At 41.1% G+C, this 19,939-nt stretch carries 19 protein-coding genes, 1 tRNA gene and 1 pseudogene; 11 read left to right on the top strand and 10 right to left on the bottom strand.

The window, feature by feature from the left end; all coding sequences use genetic code 11:
• The first annotated feature begins 40 nt into the window (after nucleotides 1-40).
• Nucleotides 41-1,474 (top strand): DUF2142 domain-containing protein, encoded by a 1,434-nt coding sequence (locus AB6735_RS10390; protein ID WP_370995857.1) that lies wholly within the window; start codon nucleotides 41-43, stop codon nucleotides 1,472-1,474.
• 90 nt (nucleotides 1,475-1,564) lie between these two features.
• Here the strand turns inward: AB6735_RS10390 and AB6735_RS10385 are convergent, their stop codons facing one another.
• The 4 genes from AB6735_RS10385 to AB6735_RS10370 all read right to left on the bottom strand — a co-directional run bounded on the left by AB6735_RS10385 (nucleotide 1,565) and on the right by AB6735_RS10370 (nucleotide 4,623).
• Nucleotides 1,565-2,362: a hypothetical protein gene (locus AB6735_RS10385; protein WP_370995856.1), complete on the bottom strand. Its 798-nt coding sequence runs from the start codon at nucleotides 2,360-2,362 to the stop codon at nucleotides 1,565-1,567.
• Nucleotides 2,363-2,489: 127 nt separating this feature from the next.
• Complete coding sequence (locus AB6735_RS10380; protein ID WP_370995855.1) at nucleotides 2,490-3,326, bottom strand: glucosaminidase domain-containing protein; 837 nt, start codon at nucleotides 3,324-3,326, stop codon at nucleotides 2,490-2,492.
• A 106-nt stretch (nucleotides 3,327-3,432) separates the two neighbouring features.
• Entirely contained in the window at nucleotides 3,433-3,981 is a 549-nt protein-coding gene (locus AB6735_RS10375) for a glycoside hydrolase family 73 protein (RefSeq protein WP_370995854.1), read from the bottom strand.
• A 3-nt stretch (nucleotides 3,982-3,984) separates the two neighbouring features.
• Nucleotides 3,985-4,623: an O-methyltransferase gene (locus AB6735_RS10370; protein WP_370995853.1), complete on the bottom strand. Its 639-nt coding sequence runs from the start codon at nucleotides 4,621-4,623 to the stop codon at nucleotides 3,985-3,987.
• Between the two features lie 217 nt (nucleotides 4,624-4,840).
• Here AB6735_RS10370 and AB6735_RS10365 point away from each other — a divergent pair.
• Nucleotides 4,841-5,271, top strand: a pseudogene (locus tag AB6735_RS10365) (GxxExxY protein).
• Between the two features lie 75 nt (nucleotides 5,272-5,346).
• Here AB6735_RS10365 and ruvX read toward each other — a convergent pair.
• Nucleotides 5,347-5,760, bottom strand: coding sequence for a Holliday junction resolvase RuvX (gene ruvX / locus AB6735_RS10360; protein WP_370995852.1), 414 nt, complete (start codon nucleotides 5,758-5,760; stop codon nucleotides 5,347-5,349).
• 186 nt (nucleotides 5,761-5,946) lie between these two features.
• Here ruvX and AB6735_RS10355 point away from each other — a divergent pair, with 186 nt between their 5' ends.
• From AB6735_RS10355 to AB6735_RS10325, 7 genes are all read left to right on the top strand, one after another.
• Entirely contained in the window at nucleotides 5,947-7,092 is a 1,146-nt protein-coding gene (locus tag AB6735_RS10355) for an ATP-binding protein (RefSeq protein WP_370995851.1), read from the top strand.
• 2 nt (nucleotides 7,093-7,094) lie between these two features.
• Nucleotides 7,095-8,510 (top strand): regulatory iron-sulfur-containing complex subunit RicT, encoded by a 1,416-nt coding sequence (gene ricT, locus AB6735_RS10350; protein WP_370995850.1) that lies wholly within the window; start codon nucleotides 7,095-7,097, stop codon nucleotides 8,508-8,510.
• On the top strand, nucleotides 8,510-8,992 hold the full coding sequence (locus tag AB6735_RS10345) for a gliding motility lipoprotein GldH (protein WP_370995849.1): 483 nt from the start codon (nucleotides 8,510-8,512) through the stop codon (nucleotides 8,990-8,992). The genes ricT and AB6735_RS10345 overlap by 1 nt, the downstream gene beginning before the upstream one ends.
• Nucleotides 8,993-9,040: 48 nt before the next feature.
• Nucleotides 9,041-10,192, top strand: coding sequence for a hypothetical protein (locus tag AB6735_RS10340; protein WP_370995848.1), 1,152 nt, complete (start codon nucleotides 9,041-9,043; stop codon nucleotides 10,190-10,192).
• Between the two features lie 10 nt (nucleotides 10,193-10,202).
• A complete protein-coding gene (locus AB6735_RS10335) occupies nucleotides 10,203-10,754 on the top strand; it encodes a DUF4269 domain-containing protein (RefSeq protein ID WP_370995847.1) in 552 nt (183 codons plus the stop codon).
• A gap of 50 nt (nucleotides 10,755-10,804) precedes the next feature.
• On the top strand, nucleotides 10,805-11,068 hold the full coding sequence (locus tag AB6735_RS10330; protein ID WP_370995846.1) for a hypothetical protein: 264 nt from the start codon (nucleotides 10,805-10,807) through the stop codon (nucleotides 11,066-11,068).
• A gap of 68 nt (nucleotides 11,069-11,136) precedes the next feature.
• A complete protein-coding gene (locus AB6735_RS10325; protein WP_370995845.1) occupies nucleotides 11,137-12,507 on the top strand; it encodes a DNA recombination protein RmuC in 1,371 nt (456 codons plus the stop codon).
• A 116-nt stretch (nucleotides 12,508-12,623) separates the two neighbouring features.
• Here the strand turns inward: AB6735_RS10325 and AB6735_RS10320 are convergent, their stop codons facing one another.
• The 3 genes from AB6735_RS10320 to nadA form a co-directional block, all read right to left on the bottom strand.
• Nucleotides 12,624-13,049 (bottom strand): hypothetical protein, encoded by a 426-nt coding sequence (locus AB6735_RS10320; protein ID WP_370995844.1) that lies wholly within the window; start codon nucleotides 13,047-13,049, stop codon nucleotides 12,624-12,626.
• 6 nt (nucleotides 13,050-13,055) lie between these two features.
• A complete protein-coding gene (thiL, locus tag AB6735_RS10315; protein WP_370995843.1) occupies nucleotides 13,056-14,099 on the bottom strand; it encodes a thiamine-phosphate kinase in 1,044 nt (347 codons plus the stop codon).
• A gap of 357 nt (nucleotides 14,100-14,456) precedes the next feature.
• Entirely contained in the window at nucleotides 14,457-15,449 is a 993-nt protein-coding gene (nadA, locus tag AB6735_RS10310; protein WP_370995842.1) for a quinolinate synthase NadA, read from the bottom strand.
• 407 nt (nucleotides 15,450-15,856) lie between these two features.
• Between nadA and nadB the strand changes: the two genes are divergently transcribed.
• Nucleotides 15,857-17,449 (top strand): L-aspartate oxidase, encoded by a 1,593-nt coding sequence (gene nadB, locus AB6735_RS10305; protein ID WP_370995841.1) that lies wholly within the window; start codon nucleotides 15,857-15,859, stop codon nucleotides 17,447-17,449.
• A 127-nt stretch (nucleotides 17,450-17,576) separates the two neighbouring features.
• On the opposite strand, the gene AB6735_RS10300 is transcribed toward nadB, so the two are convergent.
• Nucleotides 17,577-17,649 (bottom strand) — tRNA-Gly (locus tag AB6735_RS10300).
• Nucleotides 17,650-17,740: 91 nt separating this feature from the next.
• On the opposite strand from AB6735_RS10300, the gene AB6735_RS10295 reads away from it, so the two are divergent.
• Nucleotides 17,741-18,253, top strand: coding sequence for a gamma carbonic anhydrase family protein (locus tag AB6735_RS10295; protein WP_370995840.1), 513 nt, complete (start codon nucleotides 17,741-17,743; stop codon nucleotides 18,251-18,253).
• Here the strand turns inward: AB6735_RS10295 and AB6735_RS10290 are convergent.
• The gene (locus tag AB6735_RS10290; RefSeq protein ID WP_370995839.1) at nucleotides 18,243-19,895 is read right to left on the bottom strand and encodes an Ig-like domain-containing domain; all 1,653 of its coding nucleotides are present in this window, start codon (nucleotides 19,893-19,895) and stop codon (nucleotides 18,243-18,245) included. The genes AB6735_RS10295 and AB6735_RS10290 overlap by 11 nt on opposite strands.
• Nucleotides 19,896-19,939 lie beyond the last annotated feature (44 nt).

The raw sequence follows: 19,939 nt of genomic DNA, 5'->3' as shown, positions 1-19,939 counted from the left end.
TTGTCGCCAACTCTTTTTACCTGTTGTGAAACCACCCTGCATGATTAATATTCATACTTTTTATTTAAAGCTCCGTAAACAATTACACTATATCTATTTGCTTTATGCCATCCCCATGGTTTATATGGCCGCGGCTATGATCCCGCCATTTCAAAACCCGGATGAGCCCAACCATTTTATGCGGGCCGAGCAGGTTTCAAGAGGCGAGCTCGTCCCTTCTTTTTATTACAAACATCAAACCGATACCAATAAAAGATCAACATCGCTTGATTCGACAGTACTATATCCTAAACCGGGGGGATTTAAGACAGATAAAGGCATACCTGCAGCAGCCGATCTTTTTTTCTACATACAAGCAAACGCCGATGTTAAAGTAAATGACCATTTGTTTCATGCCGCCAAAGACATTAAATGGGGTTCCGGTATAGCCTATTCAAACTTTGGCAATACCGCTATTTACATGCCTTTAGTTTACGCCATGCCTGCTTTAGGCGTTGCATTAGGTAAGCTTTTCCATCTATCTGTTATTAAAACCCTTTTTATTTCAAGACTTTTCAATGGGGCATTGGCCATAACTTTAAGTTTTTTTGCTTTGTTATTAGCCCGGCGAAGTAATATTTTACTTTTTATCGTTTTGCTTTTTCCAATGACCATTGAATTATTCGCATCGGTGAGCCAGGACGCTGTTTTAATCAGTTGTTCCTTTTTATTGGTAGCCATTATTGATCATGCGGAGTTTGGTGAAAAAACTCAATATCAACAATGGCATATTTATGCCATGATCATACTGATGAGCATTATAGGAATGGCAAAGCCCCCTTATGCACTATTTTCGATCGTTTTTTTATTTCTAAGATTGAACCTGAAATTAAAGGGGTTGCTTTTAGGGATCTCTTTCCTGATTATTGCTACATGGCTTTATATAGATCGTATTAATTTAGGTGTAATTTTCGCCCCCCCTTCACTTCATATTAATGCAAAACTTCAGGTTTTGCACATTTTTCAGCATCCCTTCAGGTTTGCTGCAATGTTTTTTGATGTTGATAAAGACGCGGTTTTGGGTAATATAAGATCGTTTATTGGTGTTTTAGGTTGGCTCGATGGCATTTTTTCGCAATTTTATTACATCATGGCATTTTCCATCCTTTCTGTCGGGTTCATTACTTATGGCCGGTTTAAAAAAGATGAGCATTTTGCGCTTCGGATAGCTTTTCTTATCGCGGTGTTTGCTTCGTTAATTGCTGTAATGTCTGTTCAGTATATCACCTGGACAGCGCTGGATTCCCCAGTTTTAAATGGGATGCAGGGCCGGTATTTGCTGCCTATTTTTCCATTTCTTGTACTGGGCCTCATCGACCCAGCCTTATCAAATAAGTTACACAAATTTAAACCTGTCGTCACTTATTTAATTATTATATTTCCCTTGGTTACCGCTATAAATTTATTGCAATTATTGCTGTCAAGATATTATTAGCAACACAGGTTCTTTTAACAAGAATTTTAATTCAGAGTACGAATTTCCCTGCTCTTTGTTAAGCCTACTAAATTCCAGAAACAGCAAGCTTCAATTGGCCAAATCTTCTGCCTTCGGGGTAACCAACTGGGGTAAAGCAAACGCCCGGGGCGAGCGTAAAAAACGCCTTAGGTTTGATTTGATAGAGGCGATAAATTCATAATCGCTGGCAGTGGTTACCAGGTAGTAGCCGGGGCGATAACGCTGCATAAAATCGGTTAGCTGTTGATCCTTCAGGTGGGTAATGTTACCAACATAAGTCCGGTTAAACCTAAAGTCGATCACATTTTGCTTGTAATCCCGTTCAATGATGCCCCGTAACTTTTCGGCATTGCGGCCGCTCCGGCTTAAGGAGTTCCATAAGGCATCAATACCAATGCCTGCACCCATTCCTGGCGCAACCGTAAGCAGGTCATGATTATCCAGTGATCCGTAAAGTTTGGTGTAATCTCTTTTAGTCGCATCCAGCTGTTTTTGCGGGTTTAGCATGGTATCGCGCACAAAAACCTCTTTCAGCTGTATGGCCGAACGTTTCATATAAACAGCCAGTGAGGTGTTGTTTTGTAATTTTAAGGTATCAGCGTAATGATCGGGCTTGGTAAAAATAAGCACATCGCCGGGTTTAGCCTCAATATTAAACTCGCCCTTAAAGGTATTATAAACCGATTTGCCCGTTGTGGCATTCAGCACATTCACTTTGGCAATACGGCCTTTGCTGTCTTTATCAAATACAATACCGTCAACAGTTTTTTGCTGGGCAAAAACCGTTGCAGATAGCGTACATAAAAACAATAGCAGCCATATTTTCATTGCAGCGCCAAAAATAAGCTTTCGGCCGTTCCTGGTCATATTATTTAACAACAATTAACAGCTTTTATGGTATCAAGTAGTTAGTATCAAGTATCACGACATTAAAGTGATATCAAAAGCCTGCAAGAAATCATGATACTTGATACTAACTACTTGATACTCCCGGCTACTTCACAACTACCAGCTTCTGACCAATAGCAATATGGTCATCAACAATGTTGTTTAGCCCTTTTAACTCATCAACTGTTATTCCAAAACGCTTGGATATGTTATATAGGGTATCGCCCTGTTTAACGGTGTATATTTTATCGTCGGGTTTGGTTTTGGCAATGGTGTCGGTATCGGCTTTACCAATGGTATTATTGATCTGCGTAAGCACGCGGTCTTCGCGTTTGATTTTGGCAATTTCTCCTTCCGGGCGATCATACTGGTCAAGATGGTAGCGCACAATAATATTGATCAGCAGCTCCGGGTATTTGGGATTTGTAGCATAGCCACATTGTTTCAGGCCTCGGGCCCAGCCTTCATAATCATTTTTATCCAGCTCAAACAAGCGGGCATAGTTTTTACGCTTCAGGAAAGCAGAATGATCGCGATAGGAGTCGTCGGGGTTATCATATACCCTGAAACATTCGTTGGCGCTGTCATCATCTTTGTAATAGCTTTTCCCTTTCCAGTCGCTGGTGCATTTAATACCGAAGTGATTATTGGCCACTTTAGCCAGGTCGCTGTTACCGCTGCCCGACTCAAACAACCCCTGAGCCAGCGTAATACTTGCCGGGATGCCATACTGGTTCATTTCCTGTATGGCTATGCCTTTAAACCTGTCGATATAGGAAAGAGAGGTATACGACTGATAATTGGCAATAGCATCCTGATTTTGCTTTTTGATGGTATTGTTATTCTGCCGAACCTGCCTGTTGGAGATAGTTTTCTTTTTGGCCGAGCAGGAGGCAAGGCAAACAGCCGCTACGAACAGTAGTAGATAGATTTGTTTTTGCATACGGTTAAAAAAAGAGTCAAGAATTAAGAGTCAAGAATCAGGAAGAAAGGATTCGTTATTCCTCCGTCTTGATTTTTGACTCTTAATTCCTGACTCTCAATCTTTATTAATTTGTTTCTGCCAATTGCGGCTGCTTTACCTGTTTTAGGGAATCTTCTGGTCTTTCGTCAAGGTCATGCAGGTCGTACTTCCGGATGATACCTAACACCTGCGAAGCCCACTTACGGCTGCCGGCATAACCACCACGCTGTATACCTTTGGCCCAGCCCAGGTAATCATAGTGGGTAAGCGCGTCGGCCAGGTGGCTGAACGGCTTGCGCTCGGTCATGATACGGGCAAAATCCTGGAAAGAGTCCATCACCGAATCATATTTTTTATAGGCTGTACGTACTTTTTTATGGCCTTTGTAAAAAACCGCGCCGCCGCCGCCTTTTACACCAAACTGGTTGTTTAAATGCTGTGCAAGGGTACTGTTGCCGCTGGCCGACTCATGCATGGCCACACCTAAAACGATGCTTGCCGGAATCCCGGTTTCGTGCATGATGCGGATGGCGTCGTCCTTAAATTTTTCAATGTAAGAAGTTGGGGTATTTTTCTGTGCTGAAGCAGCTAATGTTGAGACCAACAATGATGTAATCAGTAAGATTTTTTTCATAATTTATTTTTTTCTGATAACCAGCAGCCCATCGCGAACCGGCAGGATTAGTTTTTCTACCCTGGGGTCAACAGCTATCTGGTCATTTAGTTTGCGGATATTCTCGGTATCGGTATCTTTTTCGTCACCATACACCTTTCCTTTCCACAAAACATTATCAATTATTATTAATCCTCCGGACCTGACCTTGTTAAAAGTCATTTGAAAGTAAGTATAATTATTCTTTTTATCAGCATCAATAAACACCAGGTCGAAATTATCTTCCTCTAAATCAGCAATAATGGCCTCTGCCTGGCCAAAATGCAGTTTTATTTTATTTTCAACATTTGTTGATTTAAAGTGTGAATTGATGATCTCCTCCATCTCGCGGTTCACTTCAATGGTATGGAGGATGCCGCCTTCTACCAACCCTTCAGCCAGGCAAATGGCAGAGTAGCCAGTAAAAGTGCCTATTTCCAGGATCAGTTTGGGCTGTATCATTTTGCTCAAAAAACTAAGCAAACGCCCCTGATAATGGCCCGACAACATATGCGGACGGAGCACTTTTAAATGCGTTTCCCGGTTGAGCTTTTGCAATGCTGCCGGCTCGGGGTCGCAATGGTCATCTAAGTATGCCTGTAGGCCATGTGGTAGAATATCCATGGGGGCAAAGATAAACCGTTGATGGGTTTGATTGCGTTGATTTCGGTGGTTTTTTTTGTAAGCTATTGATTATTAGATGATTTTATTTGTCATGCCAATTGTCTGAACCGTTGATTTTGATTGATTGAGCTGATTTCCCTGATTCTTTTGTGTTAATATTTCCCTTATTTTGTTTGGTTTTATAACGTTATTGAACAAAGCCCATAACCTTATCTGAATGAAAGAGATAGTAAACAGTTCTTATAAATACTCCGATCTGACAGGAAAAATAATTGGATGCGCGATGAAAGTTCATAACGCATTAGGGAGTGGTTTCCAGGAAGTGGTTTATCAGCGAGCTTTAGCTATTGAAATGCAAAAGAACGGGTTAATATTTAGTCAGGAATTGGAAATGACCATTTATTATGATGGAATTAACATTGGGAAAAGACGTGTGGATTTTTAGTTCATGATATTATTATGGTAGAAATTAAAGCGACATCAAAGTTAGAAGACGCGCACCTGGCCCAGGTAATAAACTATCTGGAGGCTTACAAATTAGAAACAGGGCTACTCCTCAATTTCGGCTCAAAGAGCCTGGAGTTTAAACGCATCACCAACGAATACAAGTTGGCCAAACAACAATCAAAAAATCAATCATCAAACTAAAAATCACTTACCAATTGCAAAAAATCAACGAATAAATCATCTAACGCCAGCAAAGCATCAGCGAAATCAACGCAATCAAAATAATCTGCGGTCCATGTAGCTCTGCAATAATATCACGGCCGATATGGTATCAACCAGCTCCTTATTTTGCCGGTGTTTTTTGTTCATACCACTTTGGGCTATAGTGGCGGATGCCATTTTGGAGGTAAAGCGCTCATCCAGCATTTCGATGGGAACATCCGGGAAATTCTTTTTAAGCAGGGTTACAAAACCTTTTACATGCACGGCCGATTGCGAGGGGGTGTTATCCATCTGCTTGGGTTCGCCCACTATAAAGCGCTCCACCTGCTCTGTTTGCAGGTAGGTTTTCAGATAATCTACAATATATTGTGGATGTATGGTGTCCAGCCCGGTGGCAATGATCTGCAAGGGATCGGTCACCGCGATGCCTATACGCTTGGTACCATAATCAAAAGCCATTATTCTCATTTTGTAAAGATAGGAGATGTGAGATATGAGGTTTTCATTTGGTAAAGATATAGGATATTCACTTCAATTTCCATATAGCATAATAATCTCATTATCAATAATTTAATCATTATTGTCTCACATCTCATATCTCCTATCTCATATCTGATTAACAACATCTCACATCTAATTCTTATTTTGCACCAAATGCAGTTTAAAGATATAGTTGGACAGGATGCTGTAAAGCAACGGTTGCTTAACACGGTAAAAGAGAACCGGGTAAGCCATGCGCAGTTATTTTTGGGTCCCGAAGGATCGGGCAGCCTGGCATTAGCTGTTGCTTACGCGCAATTTTTATCGTGCGAAAATAAACAGGCTGATGATTCCTGCGGCGAATGCGCGTCGTGCCGTAAATATCAAAAGCTGATGCACCCCGATCTGCATTTCTCTTATCCTTTTTTCGCTAAACACAAGGATGATACCGCTCTTACGTTTATTGAACAATGGCGCGAAGCTTTCTCCGCCAACCCGTACCTGAGTCTTGACGACTGGCGCGGATACCTGGATGCCGAGAACAAACAAGCGAATATCAATATAGCCGAGTGCCACCAGATCATTAAAAAACTCAGCTTTAAACCATTTGAATCGGTTTATAAGATCCTGATCCTTTGGCTACCTGAATACCTGGACAAAGAAGGCAATGCGTTACTGAAAATTATTGAAGAACCCCAGCCTAATACGTTGTTTATATTGGTGGCACAAAATCAGGATCAAATACTGAATACTATCCTGTCGCGTACGCAGCTGGTTAAGATTCCCTGCCTTACCTACGAGGAAATAAACCAATATTTGCTTACCGAACATAAGCAAACTGTGGACGCCGCTGCCGAAATTGCCTATTTAAGCAACGGCAACTTAACCGAAGCTTTAACCATGCTGCAGCAGGACAATAAAGGCTATCATAATCTTTTTGTACAATGGCTGCGCCTATGCTTTAGCAACAAGGGACTGGAAATTTTAACCTTTGTTGACCAGTTTGCCAAAATGGGCCGCGAAAACCAGAAAAATTTTTTACGCTACGGCATCAGCTTTATACGCGAGTGCTGCCTGCTCATGGCCGGCGCCGGCAACCTGGTGCACCTGCCGGCAAAAGAGCTGGAAACGGCACAAAAGATGACCAATGTACTGAGTATTGAAAAGAGCCAATATATAAGTGATGAGCTTGAAAAAGCGCATTATCATGTAGAGAGAAATGCAAACCCTAAAATTTTATTTTTAGATGTATCTTTACAGATTATTAAAATATTAAATTTAAAAACCATCCCTCAGGGGAGTCAATATATACCAAATTAATTATGGGTTGTGGAAGTTGCTCAACAGGTGGCGGATGTTCGCCTGCGGGCTGCAAAAGTAATGGTTCATGCCTTACTAATGGTTGCAGCAAATTAGATGTTTACGATTGGCTGGCCCACATGGACATGCCAACAAATTATAAGCCGTTCCCGGTTATTGAAGTAAAATTTAAAGGCTCACGAAAGGAGTTTTTTATAAATACCGACAATATTTACCTGGAAGCCGGCGAGCTGGTAGCTGTAGAAGCGGCTACCGGTGGTTATGATATAGGCCATGTATCGCTAACCGGCGAACTGGTGCGCATGCAAATGGTGAAACGCCATGTAAAAGAAGCCGATGTAGTGAAAAAGATATACCGCAAGGCTACTATTGCCGATGTGGATAAGTGGAAAGCGGCTAAAGATATGGAGTGGGAAACCATGCACAAATCGCGCAAACTGGCCCTTGATCTTAACCTGAGCATGAAATTGAGCGATGTGGATTACCAGGGCGATAAAACCAAAGCTACTTTTTATTATACGGCCGAAGGCCGCGTTGATTTCAGGGAACTGATCAAAAAAATGGCCGAAACCTTCCGCATTCGTATCGAGATGCGGCAGATAGGTATGCGGCAGGAAGCAAGCCGTTTAGGCGGTATCGGCTCCTGCGGTCGTGAGTTGTGCTGCTCCACCTGGCTTACCGATTTTAAAACCGTATCTACTTCGGCAGCGCGTTACCAGAACCTATCACTCAACACTTTGAAGCTGGCGGGCCAGTGCGGTAAACTGAAATGCTGCCTTAATTATGAGCTGGACACCTATATGGATGCCCTGAAATATATCCCCGATAATGTGAACGTGCTGCGTACCGAAAAGGGTGACGCACGCCTGCAGAAAACCGATATCTTTAAAAAGATCATGTGGTTTAGCTATCCGCGCGAAGAATCATGGGTACCATTGCCTATCAGTAAGGTGAAAGAAATTCAGCAGCAAAATAAAGAAGGTATTATTCCTGCCGACCTGGGCGAACTGATTGAGGTAGAAACCCAACCGACCAAAGTGCTTGATTATGAAAATGTGGTTGGTCAGGACAGTTTAACCCGTCTTGATGAGCGCCGTAACAATAACAAAAAGAAGAATAACAATAACCGGAACCGTAATAAGGACAGAAAGCCGGGCGCCCCTGCACCGGAAAACCGCGGTAGTAACCAACCACGCCAGCAGGGCGCAGCACCATCTGCAGAAAAACCGGCGCAGCAGCAAAATCCTGATGCACCTAAGGCTCCGCAAGGCAACAGGCTGCCACAACAGCAGGCTAACCGTCCGCCACAGGCAACAGGTGATAAACCGGTACAGGAAAACCGCAACAGGAATAACAGGCGCAGGCCAAACCGTGGAAACAAAAACAATAATAACCCACCGCCGGATAGTAAATCATAATGAAACGGGCCCTAAAAACCTTTTGTACAATAACAGGAGTTTTGTTGATCACCGTATTAGCCGGCTGTTCCGACGCTAATTCGGTTATGGATAATAATAATGCCATTTCCGATCATAACTGGAGCTATGTGAACCGGATAAAGTTTGATTGCAAAATTAATGATGAGTCTGCAGCCTATAATCTGTACCTGAATTTGCGGGTTACCGACAATTACAAATATTCCAACCTGTTTGTGCTCATCTACGAAACATCCCCGGATAAAAAGGTAAAGATTACCCGCTACGAAGTAAAGCTGGCCGGCCGTGATGGAGAGTGGTTTGGCAAAGGATCTGGTAATTTGTATAGCTACCAGGTGCCATTCAAAACAAATGTTAAATTCCCGGCCAAAGGCAATTATCATTTTGAGATAGAACAAAACATGCGCGATAACCCCCTGCATGAGGTGAGCGATGTTGGGTTAAGGGTGGAGAAAGCAAAGTAGGCATTCGGCTTATTTTACTATCTTGTTCAACCTAATTGTCGCATTACAATGAATCAGGAATTTCCGGTATCGCGGAGCCAACGCGTTTTTTATTTTTTCATAGCCCTAATGGTGTTTGGGTTTGGTGTTTTTATAGCAATAACCTTTGTTTCCAGAAACCCGCTTGGCCTTTTGTTTGGTATGCTTTTATGCGGATCATCAATACTTATTGTAATAGGAACTCTTAAAAGAAAAATCATGGTGTATGATGATCGTATTGTGCACATCAATTTATTCAGAACGCGGGAACTTCTTTTGGCAGACGTCAAAGGTTACAGGATAGGGTCAAAAGTGATATACATTATCCCCAATAACACTTCTTATTCCAAAATTACGATCAACAATTATGCAGAATATACGGAGTGGGAAGAACTGACGAAATGGCTCGACGAAAACTTTACAGATCTTGATCGGGTAGACTATCAAGCCGACGAGGATAGCATTCTGAATGATACCCGGTTGGGGATCACAGAAACGGATAAAAAAAGTGCCATTCACAAAGCCCGGATAACAGCTATTATTTATAATGTTATTGGGGGCCTTTTTTTCATCTTCCTTTTTGTTTTTAAGAGAAGCTCCCTTTTTGATGCTATTCTTATCATTTATCCACTTATAGCCATTATCATCATTATTACCAGTAAAGACTTAATAAAACTTTTTGCTAAACCGCGCACTCCCTATTACAGTGTTTTGATCGGTGTATACGGTGCCCTAATTCCTCTGTTTATCAAATCCATAGCTGGCTATAATATTCTTGCGTTCAATCACGTTTGGCTTCCTTTTGTTATTGCTGCTGTAGGGTTGGGTATGCTTTTTCTGCTTTCTGGTACATATAAAGGAGCCACAACCACAGGTGGTTCTTTAAGTTTTGGCCGTTTATTAACCGGGGGTATTTACGGGTTTTGCTGTGTTATATTGATCAATTGTGTTTTTGACCGCTCTACAGAAAAGCTTTTTGACGCAAGAGTATTGAGTCATAGCATTACACATAACAAAGGCACGCACTATCACCTGGTAATAGGTCCATGGGGCCCGAAATCAAATACAAGCAATATTGATATTTCAGCAGCTGAATATTTTCAGGATACTATTGGATCAGTAGTAGATGTTCATTTGAAAAAAGGGTTGCTGAATATCCCCTGGTATACCGTTTCAAAATAACCGGTTACAAATGTCCACAGATCAATTCCTTAATTTAGCGTACTTAAGCACTGGCAATTCACAACAACAGGCTGCTTATAGCCTGCTGTTGAAATACGATTTGTTTGGCCCTCTGCAGCTATTTGATCCCGTTTTAGTCGGCACTATTCCCATCAATATCGGCATAGAAACCAGCGATCTGGACATCGTTTGTTGTTTTAGTAATAAAGTGGATTTCAAAAGCGTGGTAGCCTTAGCCTTTTCAGATTTTGAAAACTTCGGGCTTACTGATACCATTATCGATCAACAGGAAACCATCATAGCTAATTTTGCTGTCGATGGCTGGCCGGTAGAGGTTTTTGGCCAATATATTCCAACTCTACAACAAAATGCTTATCGGCACATGATCGTTGAATATTTGTTGTTGGAGCATTATGGTGAATCATTCCGGCAAAAGGTAATTGAACTTAAAAAACAGGGTTATAAAACCGAGCCTGCCTTCGCTCATTTGCTTCACCTTTCGGGCGACCCTTATCAGGCTCTGCTCGATCCGGAACTGATCGGTCGGCTCAATATCAAATAAGTCAGAACCAATCCCATGTACGGTATGTTACTCTGAAAACATCACCCTACATGAAAAATTCCCTTTTAACCATATTTGCAGGAATGATACTTGCATTAGCCGCCTGTACCGGGACCGATAAAACAAACCGGAATAGTGATACTTCCGCAGTTAAAGGCAACAGCGGCCCGGCCGATAGCACACAGGCGGTCAAATCATCCGGCGCCGCGGGCAGTAGCGCCCTTAGTCCGGGCAGTACAGATACCAGCAAAACAGGGGATACTGCCGCCGCACCCACTGCTGATACGCCGGTTAATAAAAGTATCCCGCGTTAGCCTTTTTCAGCCACATTATATTGCATTACTAAAAATATTATCATAATTTTACTAATATTTTTATCAATATGAGTGGCGATATTTTATTAGTTGTTTCCCTGGCGATGCTATTGCTTTCCGTTTTTTTGTTTTTAAAAAAGCCAAAAGCTATTGAGCTGATATCGGTAGAAGAGCTGAACCGGCTTCGCAATGAGCAAGATCTGCTTAAAATTAACCTGGCCCGTGCCGAAGAAAAAGGAAGCATTATATCCACTGAAAAGGAAAATATCATCCAGCTGTTGAAGGATGAGAAAACCCGGCTGCTGGATGAATTGCTATTTGAACGCACCCAGCTGGCTCAGGTTAACCAACAGCTGGAAAGCGTTAAATCATATTATCAATCGCAGCAGGAAAAACTACAGGAGCAAAAGGTAGAGGTGGAACAGATCCGTACACAGTTTCAACGCGAATTTGAGAATGTGGCCGAAAAACTGCTGAAAGAAAAGTCAAAGGAATTTATTGACGTAAACCGCAGTAACCTGGATATGATCCTTAATCCGCTGAAGGAAAACCTGAAGGCCTTTGAGGATAAGGTAGAAAAGGTTTATAACATGGAAGCCGCTGAGCGCAATACGTTAAAAGGCGTGATCACCCAGTTGATGGACCTGAACAAACAGATCAGCGACGAAGCTCAGAATCTGACTAAAGCACTTAAAGGCGACAATAAAAAACAAGGTAACTGGGGTGAAGTGATCCTGGAACGGGTGTTGGAACGATCGGGCCTGGTACGCGACCAGGAATATCGCGTACAAGCTGCCATGCAAACCACCGACGGGACCCGGTATCAGCCCGACGTGATCATTGACCTGCCCGATGATAAACACCTCGTGATCGACTCAAAAGTATCCCTGATAGCTTATGAGCGCCTGGTGAACGCAGATACCGAGGAAGACCGGAAGCTTTTTGCCAAAGCACACATTGAATCTATCCGGAATCATATCGGCGGTCTGTCATCCAAAAAATATCATGACCTGTACAAGATCAACTCACCCGATTTTGTCCTGCTTTTTGTTCCTATTGAATCCTCTTTCAGTATAGCCGTTCAACTGGATGGTGAGCTGTTTAATTATGCCTGGGATAAAAAGGTGGTGATCGTTAGTCCGTCAACCCTGTTGGCTACACTCCGCACCATCGCAAGCATGTGGAAACAGGAGCGTCAAAACAGAAACGTACTGGAAATTGCCCGCCTGAGCGGCGATATGTATGACAAATTTGTAGGTTTCCTGGGCGACATGGACAGCATTGGCCGCAACATTAATCAAACCCAAAGCGCCTATAATACGGCTTTGAATAAGCTTTCAGAAGGTCGCGGAAATTTAACCACCACCGCCGAAAAGATCAAAAAGTTAGGCGCTAAGGCTGATAAGCAGATCGATCAGAAATTTATTGGGGATGAGTAGATAAACGCCTTAACCTATTTGTCATCCTGAGGAACGAAGGATCTATTAATGAACTTTGCGTATTGCACAGATAGATGCTTCACTACGTTCAGCATGACAAAACAAGGGAAATGTGTTTACGCAATCACATCTTCCCCTTGCTCATTAAACCAACTATTAGCCGGTTTGGAAAATAGCAGGCGTAAGGCTATCAGTTCAATCACAATCTCGATGGCATATAGCGCCATAACCAAATTGGTGAATTTCTCTTTTATAGCATGACTTAGCAATTGTGCAATGTTGAACCCAAAGGAAAGCACGTTGAAAACGATAAATATAAGGGCTACTATACGTGCCCATTTTTTACCGGCAGAGGTAGCTGTGATCACCAGACTGATCACAATAAAACTGATAATGAAAGGGATAACACCAATACCATCAAGCCAATCGGTTACCATTGACAGGATGAATGCCAGGTATAATAACATTATCCCGGTAGCAACCTGTTGGGGTTTATCGGTATCTTGTCCGTTATTCAGTTTTTTAAAAAGACTGTTAAACATTTTTTATCAATCCTTTTTAAAAGCATTCCATCCCTGGGCTTTCAAGGCGTGTACATTGCCTGTTTTGGTAATGAGGTTGCAGCCTGCTGAGGGCTCAGTGATGTGTCCAATGATAGTGATATCCATCTTGAACTTGATCTTGTCGTAATCGGCTTGTTTTACGGTAAAAAGCAGCTCATAGTCTTCGCCGCCACTCAGCGCGCAAACAGTAGGATCGAGGTTAAATTCACGGGCTGTTTCGTAGGTCATCGGATCCAGCGGGATCTTATCTTCATACAGGTTACAACCCTTGTCGCTTTGCTTACAGATGTGCAATATCTCAGATGCCAAACCATCGGATACATCGATCATGGATGTTGGTTTTACGTCGATGCTTTTCAACAATTCGACAATATCACGACGAGCCTCTGGTTTTAACTGGCGCTCCACAATATAATCTTTTCCCTCTAAATCGGGTTGGACCTGTGGATTTTCGAGGTAGATGAGTTTTTCGCGCTCCAGCAATTGCAAACCAACATAGGCGCCGCCTAAGTCGCCGGACACGCAGATCAAATCGCCTTCGCCGGCTGTATTGCGGTAGGTTACATCAGCCTCATCCGCATAACCAATAGAAGTTACACTGATCACCAAACCTTGTTTTGACGAAGTGGTATCACCGCCAACCAGGTCAACATTATATTTTTCGCAAGCAATATAAATGCCCTCGTATAGTTCTTCAATAGCTTCCAACGGAAATTTGCTCGACATCCCGATAGATACCGTAACCTGCGAAGCGGTACCATTCATGGCATAAATATCGCTCAGGTTTACCTGTATAGCTTTGTAGCCTAAATGTTTTAGTGGGGTATAAGCCAAGTCGAAATGAATACCTTCCAATAGCATATCGGTACTTACCAGCACTTTTTTGCCGGTAAAATCAAGTACAGCTGCATCATCACCCACACCTTTTACGGTGCTTTGCTGGGTCAATTTTATATTTTTTGTCAGATGACCTATCAGCCCAAATTCGCCTAAGTCCTCTAAATTCGTCCTGTCCTGATTTTCAAACATTTTTTTTTAATATAATAATCTGCAAAAATACAAAAATGTTCCGCCGTATTAAGGTGTAAAAATTTCGGGCCGTCGCAAAAACCAACATGATGTCTACCGCCGAAGGCGGGAAATTTTTTTAGGATTTTAGCCTCTACCAATCTCACTGTCCCAACCGGCACAACAATCCATCATATCCGCCTTTGGCGGGAAATTTTTTTGGATTTCTAGGGGTAATACTAAAAGCTCACCTATAATCTTTCCATAAAATAGATACGCCATTGCGAGCGCAGCGTGGCAATCCCTAACTATACAGAGTGGCTCTACAAATCGGGGATTGCCACGCTGCGCTCGCAATGACGCGTTTTATTTATGCCTTTACAACCCCAACCGTGCCGATATTTCCAACATCCGTTCAATTGGTTTTACCGCACGTTCAATAATATGTTCCGGCACTGTAATTTCTGGTGATCCATTCTTTAAACACAGGTATAATTTTTCCAGTGTATTACGTTTCATATGCGGACAATCATTACAAGCACAATTGTTATTTGGTGGTGCCGGGATAAACGTTTTATCCGGATTTTCCTTTTGCATCTGGTGTAGTATCCCCGCTTCGGTTGCAACTATAAATTCTTTATCAGAGTGGCTGCCTGCATATTTCAGTATCCCGGTTGTTGAGCCAATATAATCGGCCATTTGCAATATAACTTCCTCGCATTCAGGATGTGCCAACAGCTTGGCATTAGGGTATCTTTCCTTGAGTTTAGTGATCTTTTCCCTGGAAAAAATTTCATGAACCATACAGGCTCCGTTCCACAATACCAGGTCACGTCCTGTTTTTTTAGCCACATAGGCACCCAGGTTTTTATCGGGCCCAAATATGATCTTTTGATCTTTTGGTAAGCTTTCTACAATGGCTACGGCGTTACTTGATGTACAAACAATATCACTTAAAGCTTTCAGTTCGGCCGTACAGTTTACGTAGGTGATCACCAGATGATCGGGATAGTTCTCCTTAAACTTTTTAAATAAATGGGGCGGACAACTATCTGCTAATGAGCAACCTGCCTTTAAGTCGGGTAATAAAACTTTTTTGTTTGGCGAAAGGATCTTGGCAGTTTCGGCCATGAAGTGTACCCCGGCGAAAACGATAATATCGGCATCAGTCTTTGCGGCTTGTTGCGAAAGCCCCAAACTATCTCCAATATAATCCGCAATATCCTGGATATCGGGTTCCTGGTAATAATGAGCCAAAATAACTGCATTTTTTTCCTTTTTAAGTTTTTCAATCTCATCAAAAAGATCAAGCGTGGGGTCGATGTATTCGTCCACAAATCCTTTCACATTTAATTCTTCGAAGATATCCATTTCAACATTTCAATTAATAACAACTAATTTTTTATATAAATAAAACTATTGTTTATTGGTGTGTTAGTATTGTGCAAAAGTCGTGATATATTTTGTTTCATTAATTAGTTTTCACATTTTACTAACAGTTTTCCACATCTTTTCATATTATATTTGATTGATTTTGTGATTCGTATGACAATCAAATTTTATTTGAAAAACTTTTATGTTAATATTTTGTGAGTGGGTAAAATGTTAACTATATGACTTTAGTACCTCAAAAGTCGCTCAAAAATTATTCATATTAGCATCAAAAATGGCAGTTATCCACGAGTTGATTATTTATTAGCTATTTGTTTACATGAAATTAACAGGTTTTGTACCTGTTGTTAACACTAATTATACTTTTACACAATTTATATATAAATATGACCAAAACAGTTGATTTTCTGGTTGTGGGATCGGGCATCGCAGGATTGAGTTTTGCGCTAAAGGCTGCAAAGCATGGTAAGGTTCTGATAGTTACAAAATCAAACGAAGATGAATCAAACACTAAGTATGCCCAGGGTGGTGTTGCCGTAGTTGTGGATAAAAAAGAAGATTCTTTTGAAAAGCATATAGAAGACACTTTAATATCAGGTGATGGGCTTTGCGACAAAGAAGTTGTGGAAGCCGTTGTTAAAGAAGGTCCTGAACGCATCAATGAAATTATTGATTACGGAACGAATTTCGATAAGACCAATGAAGGCTTTTATGACCTGGCCAAAGAGGGCGGGCATTCGGAATTTAGGGTACTGCATTATAAAGATGTAACTGGCTGGGAAATAGAGCGTTCACTTTTAGAAGAGATACATAAGAATCCTAATATTGAAATATTAACACATTATTTCGCGGTTGATTTGATCACTCAGCATCATTTGGGCGAGTTGGTAGGTAAATCAAGTACAGATATTACCTGCTATGGCATTTATGCTTTCAATACCGAAAGTAATATTGTGGAAAAGATATTATCCAAAGTAACCGTGATGGCTTCGGGTGGTGCTGGTCATATTTATGCGGTAACTACTAACCCAACCATTGCTACCGGCGATGGAGTTGCTATGGTTTATCGTGCTAAAGGAAAAGTGCGTAATATGGAGTTTATACAATTTCATCCTACAGCTTTATATAACCCGGGTGAGTATCCTTCTTTTTTAATATCAGAAGCAGTACGTGGTTTTGGAGGTGTGTTGAGACGTACCAATGGCGAAGAGTTTATGGAAGAGTATGATCCGCGCAAATCATTAGCCCCACGTGATATTACTGCCCGTGCTATTGATGCCGAGATTAAAAAATCTGGTGAAGATTTTGTTTACCTGGATATCAGACATCGCAGTAAAAAAGATATTTTAAATCATTTTCCTAATATATATGCTAAATGCCTGGAGATAGGTATCGATATGACCAAGGATATGATCCCGGTAGCGCCAGCCTGTCATTACATGTGTGGTGGTGTAATGGTTGATCATGCTGGGCAGTCATCTATACTGCGCTTATATGCCTGTGGCGAATGCTCTTCAACGGGCTTACATGGAGCTAACCGTTTGGCTTCTAATTCATTATTAGAAGCATTGGTTTTTGCTCACCGCATATACGAAGACGCAGTAAGCAAATTTAAAGATTTTGTTATCCCTGATAATATCCCTGATTGGGATGAAAAAGGTGTACAATTATCAAACGAAGATATCCTGGTAACACACAATGTACGCGAAATGCAGAAACTGATGAATGACTATGTGGGTATTGTTCGTTCCGATTTCCGATTGGAAAGGGCCTTACGGAGGTTAGGTTTGTTATACGAGGAAACAGAATCTTTTTATAAGAAGACAAAGCTATCCGTAAAGCTTTGCGAGCTGCGTAATTTAATACAAGTATCCTTTATTGTTGTAAAATCGGCCATGTTGCGTAAAGAAAGCAGGGGACTACATTATACTACGGATTATCCAATGCATGCTGAAAAGGTTGAGGACACGGTTTTTTAAAAATTGAAAATAGATAATAATAAATGCGTCATTGCGAGGTACGAAGCAATCCCCAAAGTACAGAGCGGCTCTGCTTATCGGGGATTGCTTCGTACCTCGCAATGACGTAGTGGAAAAAGATAATATGAGCGGAAAACGGGATTCGAACCCGCGGCCTTCAGTTTGGGAAACTGATGCTCTACCAGCTGAGCTATTTCCGCTTAAATTTGTAGCCAAACATAATAAAAAGTACATCAAATCAATAATTTCCATCTACTAAATCAATAATTCAGTAACCCACTAATTAAAGATATGCCTGTTATACTCCCAGTTAAAGATAAAAGCCCGGTTTGGGGTGATGATTGCTTTATTGCTCCCAATGCCACCATAGTAGGTGATGTAGTAATGGGTAAAAACTGTTCGGTTTGGTTTAATGCGGTAATTAGGGGAGATGTGCATTATATTAAAATAGGAGACAATACCAATATTCAGGACGGGGCTGTGATACATGCCACTTATTTAAAAGCGGCTACCAATATAGGCAGTAACGTTTCTATTGGGCACAATGCCCTTGTGCACGGCTGTACGCTGCATGATCATACGTTAGTAGGCATGGGTGCCATAGTGATGGATCACGCTGTTGTAAACGAATTTGTGATCATTGCAGCCGGAGCAGTGGTATTAGAAAACACAATCTGTGAATCAGGATATTTGTATGCCGGTATTCCTGCAAAAAAGATAAAGCCCTTAACAGACGAGCAAAAAGCTATGCTTAAACAGCTCCCTAATAATTATATCATGTACTCCGGTTGGTTTAAGGAGTAACAGGTTCTTTAGGTACTGTTATAGCTTCTTCTGCTTCCCAGTTTGGTCTTAATGATATTAATTTATCACTCACCCAGGTCTGTTCAGGTTGTTTCTTTAAGTGTACATTGCCGCTGTCCCATTTACCATTCTTGTTTTCATCATAAATTACCCGTAACAAGTATTTACCTGTGATAATGTTCTTGTAAACAATGGAACCAGTGCGCCGTAGCGGGTCGCTTTGTAATACTTTCTTTTGATCGTTTAACAACTCAACAACGTATGCTTTTGAAGTATCTGCCGGAAGCGTAACTTTTACTGTAAGTGAGCTGTAATTATCTGTTTTGTCTATCTGAAACTTTTTTGATATTCTTTTATTCTTATCTCCATATATAGAGGTGAATGCGGCTTCATTAAAAATGATCTCATACTTGCTGCCCTGTCGCCAACGGTATTTCAGGGTTAGTTTTTTAAAGTTTCCTGTATCTTTTTGCAAAGTAAGATCGCTGGTGGCAACAGCAACGGAGTCTTCATTAAGAGTGATGAGTGAATTATCAAAGTTTTCTATAGGTAAGCTGGCGGTTAGTTTTAAATCGTTACCTGGCTTAAGCAGATTATTGTTATTAATATTATATTGAAAAGTTAGTGAGCGTTGAAAGGTTTCCTTTTTTCCTTTTAAGAGGGAAGTGGAGTCTATGGGTTTTCCATTATCAAATACTGCTACCCTGATAGAATCAAAATTCATATTGCGCAGATAAACGGATGCTGTATCTTTTGTTTTACTAAAGTCTATCTGCTTTTGTTTGTCGATATCTGCAGGATAGATAACTTTTATGGAAGGATTGGTTAACGCCTTATTAAAAACAAAAAGTAACTTTCCATCCGTATCAAAGCGCTTTTCAGAAAATCTGAATTTTTCTGGATTTTGCTTAAAAAGATTGAGCTGAACATTTGAAGTATCGGACCGTAGGTGGATCGGTTTTTTTAAGAAGGCAATTAATTCCTGGTCGTTATCAAATATCTTATTGGGTGATGCTTCTTTTAAAGCGTAGATCCGGTAGGTGTCTTCCCGCAGGTTATTCAAACTGAAATTTCCGGATGAATCTGTTGTGGTGAAAATGCTTGGTTTCTTTTTTCCAAAAAGGAGGGAGTCTTGTTTTAATGTGAAAAGCATCACGGTTACATCTTTTTCTTTTTCCTGGGTTAAAGTATTGGTTACAGTTCCGGAAATACTTAAGGAGTCAATATGCGGGCCGGTAGAGAAAACATAAGTAAAGTTTTTAAGTACGTTGCTTTCGTTAACATCCTGGATGGCCTTTCCAAAATTGATAACATAAGTTGTATTTTTTTGAAGAGTGTCTTTCAACTTTATTTTTAATATCCTTTTGCTGGAACTGTACTCTGGTTGTTTTTCCATCGCCGGACTCATGCTTACTTCCTGGTACTGATTGGTGAGTTTAATAAACTCATCAAATTCAAGAGTAATTTCCTTGGCGTTAAAATTCCGTGTTTTATTAGCCGGTATTGCTTTCACCAATTTGGGAGGAGTGAGATCGCGCGGTCCTCCCTGGGGTGGCTGCTGTGCCGCACAGCCAATAAGGAGTAAAAAAGCCAAAAAATAGAATGGAAAATTGTGAAAATTGACCCGTTTGTTATTTAACATAGTTTTTAGGCGATATAAACGATTTTTATGTTTTTATGAGCTAT

Origin of the sequence: Mucilaginibacter sp. RCC_168, assembly GCF_041355315.1 — a bacterium.
Taxonomy (GTDB): domain Bacteria; phylum Bacteroidota; class Bacteroidia; order Sphingobacteriales; family Sphingobacteriaceae; genus Mucilaginibacter.
Note: the sequence above shows the minus strand (reverse complement) of the source record. Positions and strands in the feature narration are given on the sequence as shown.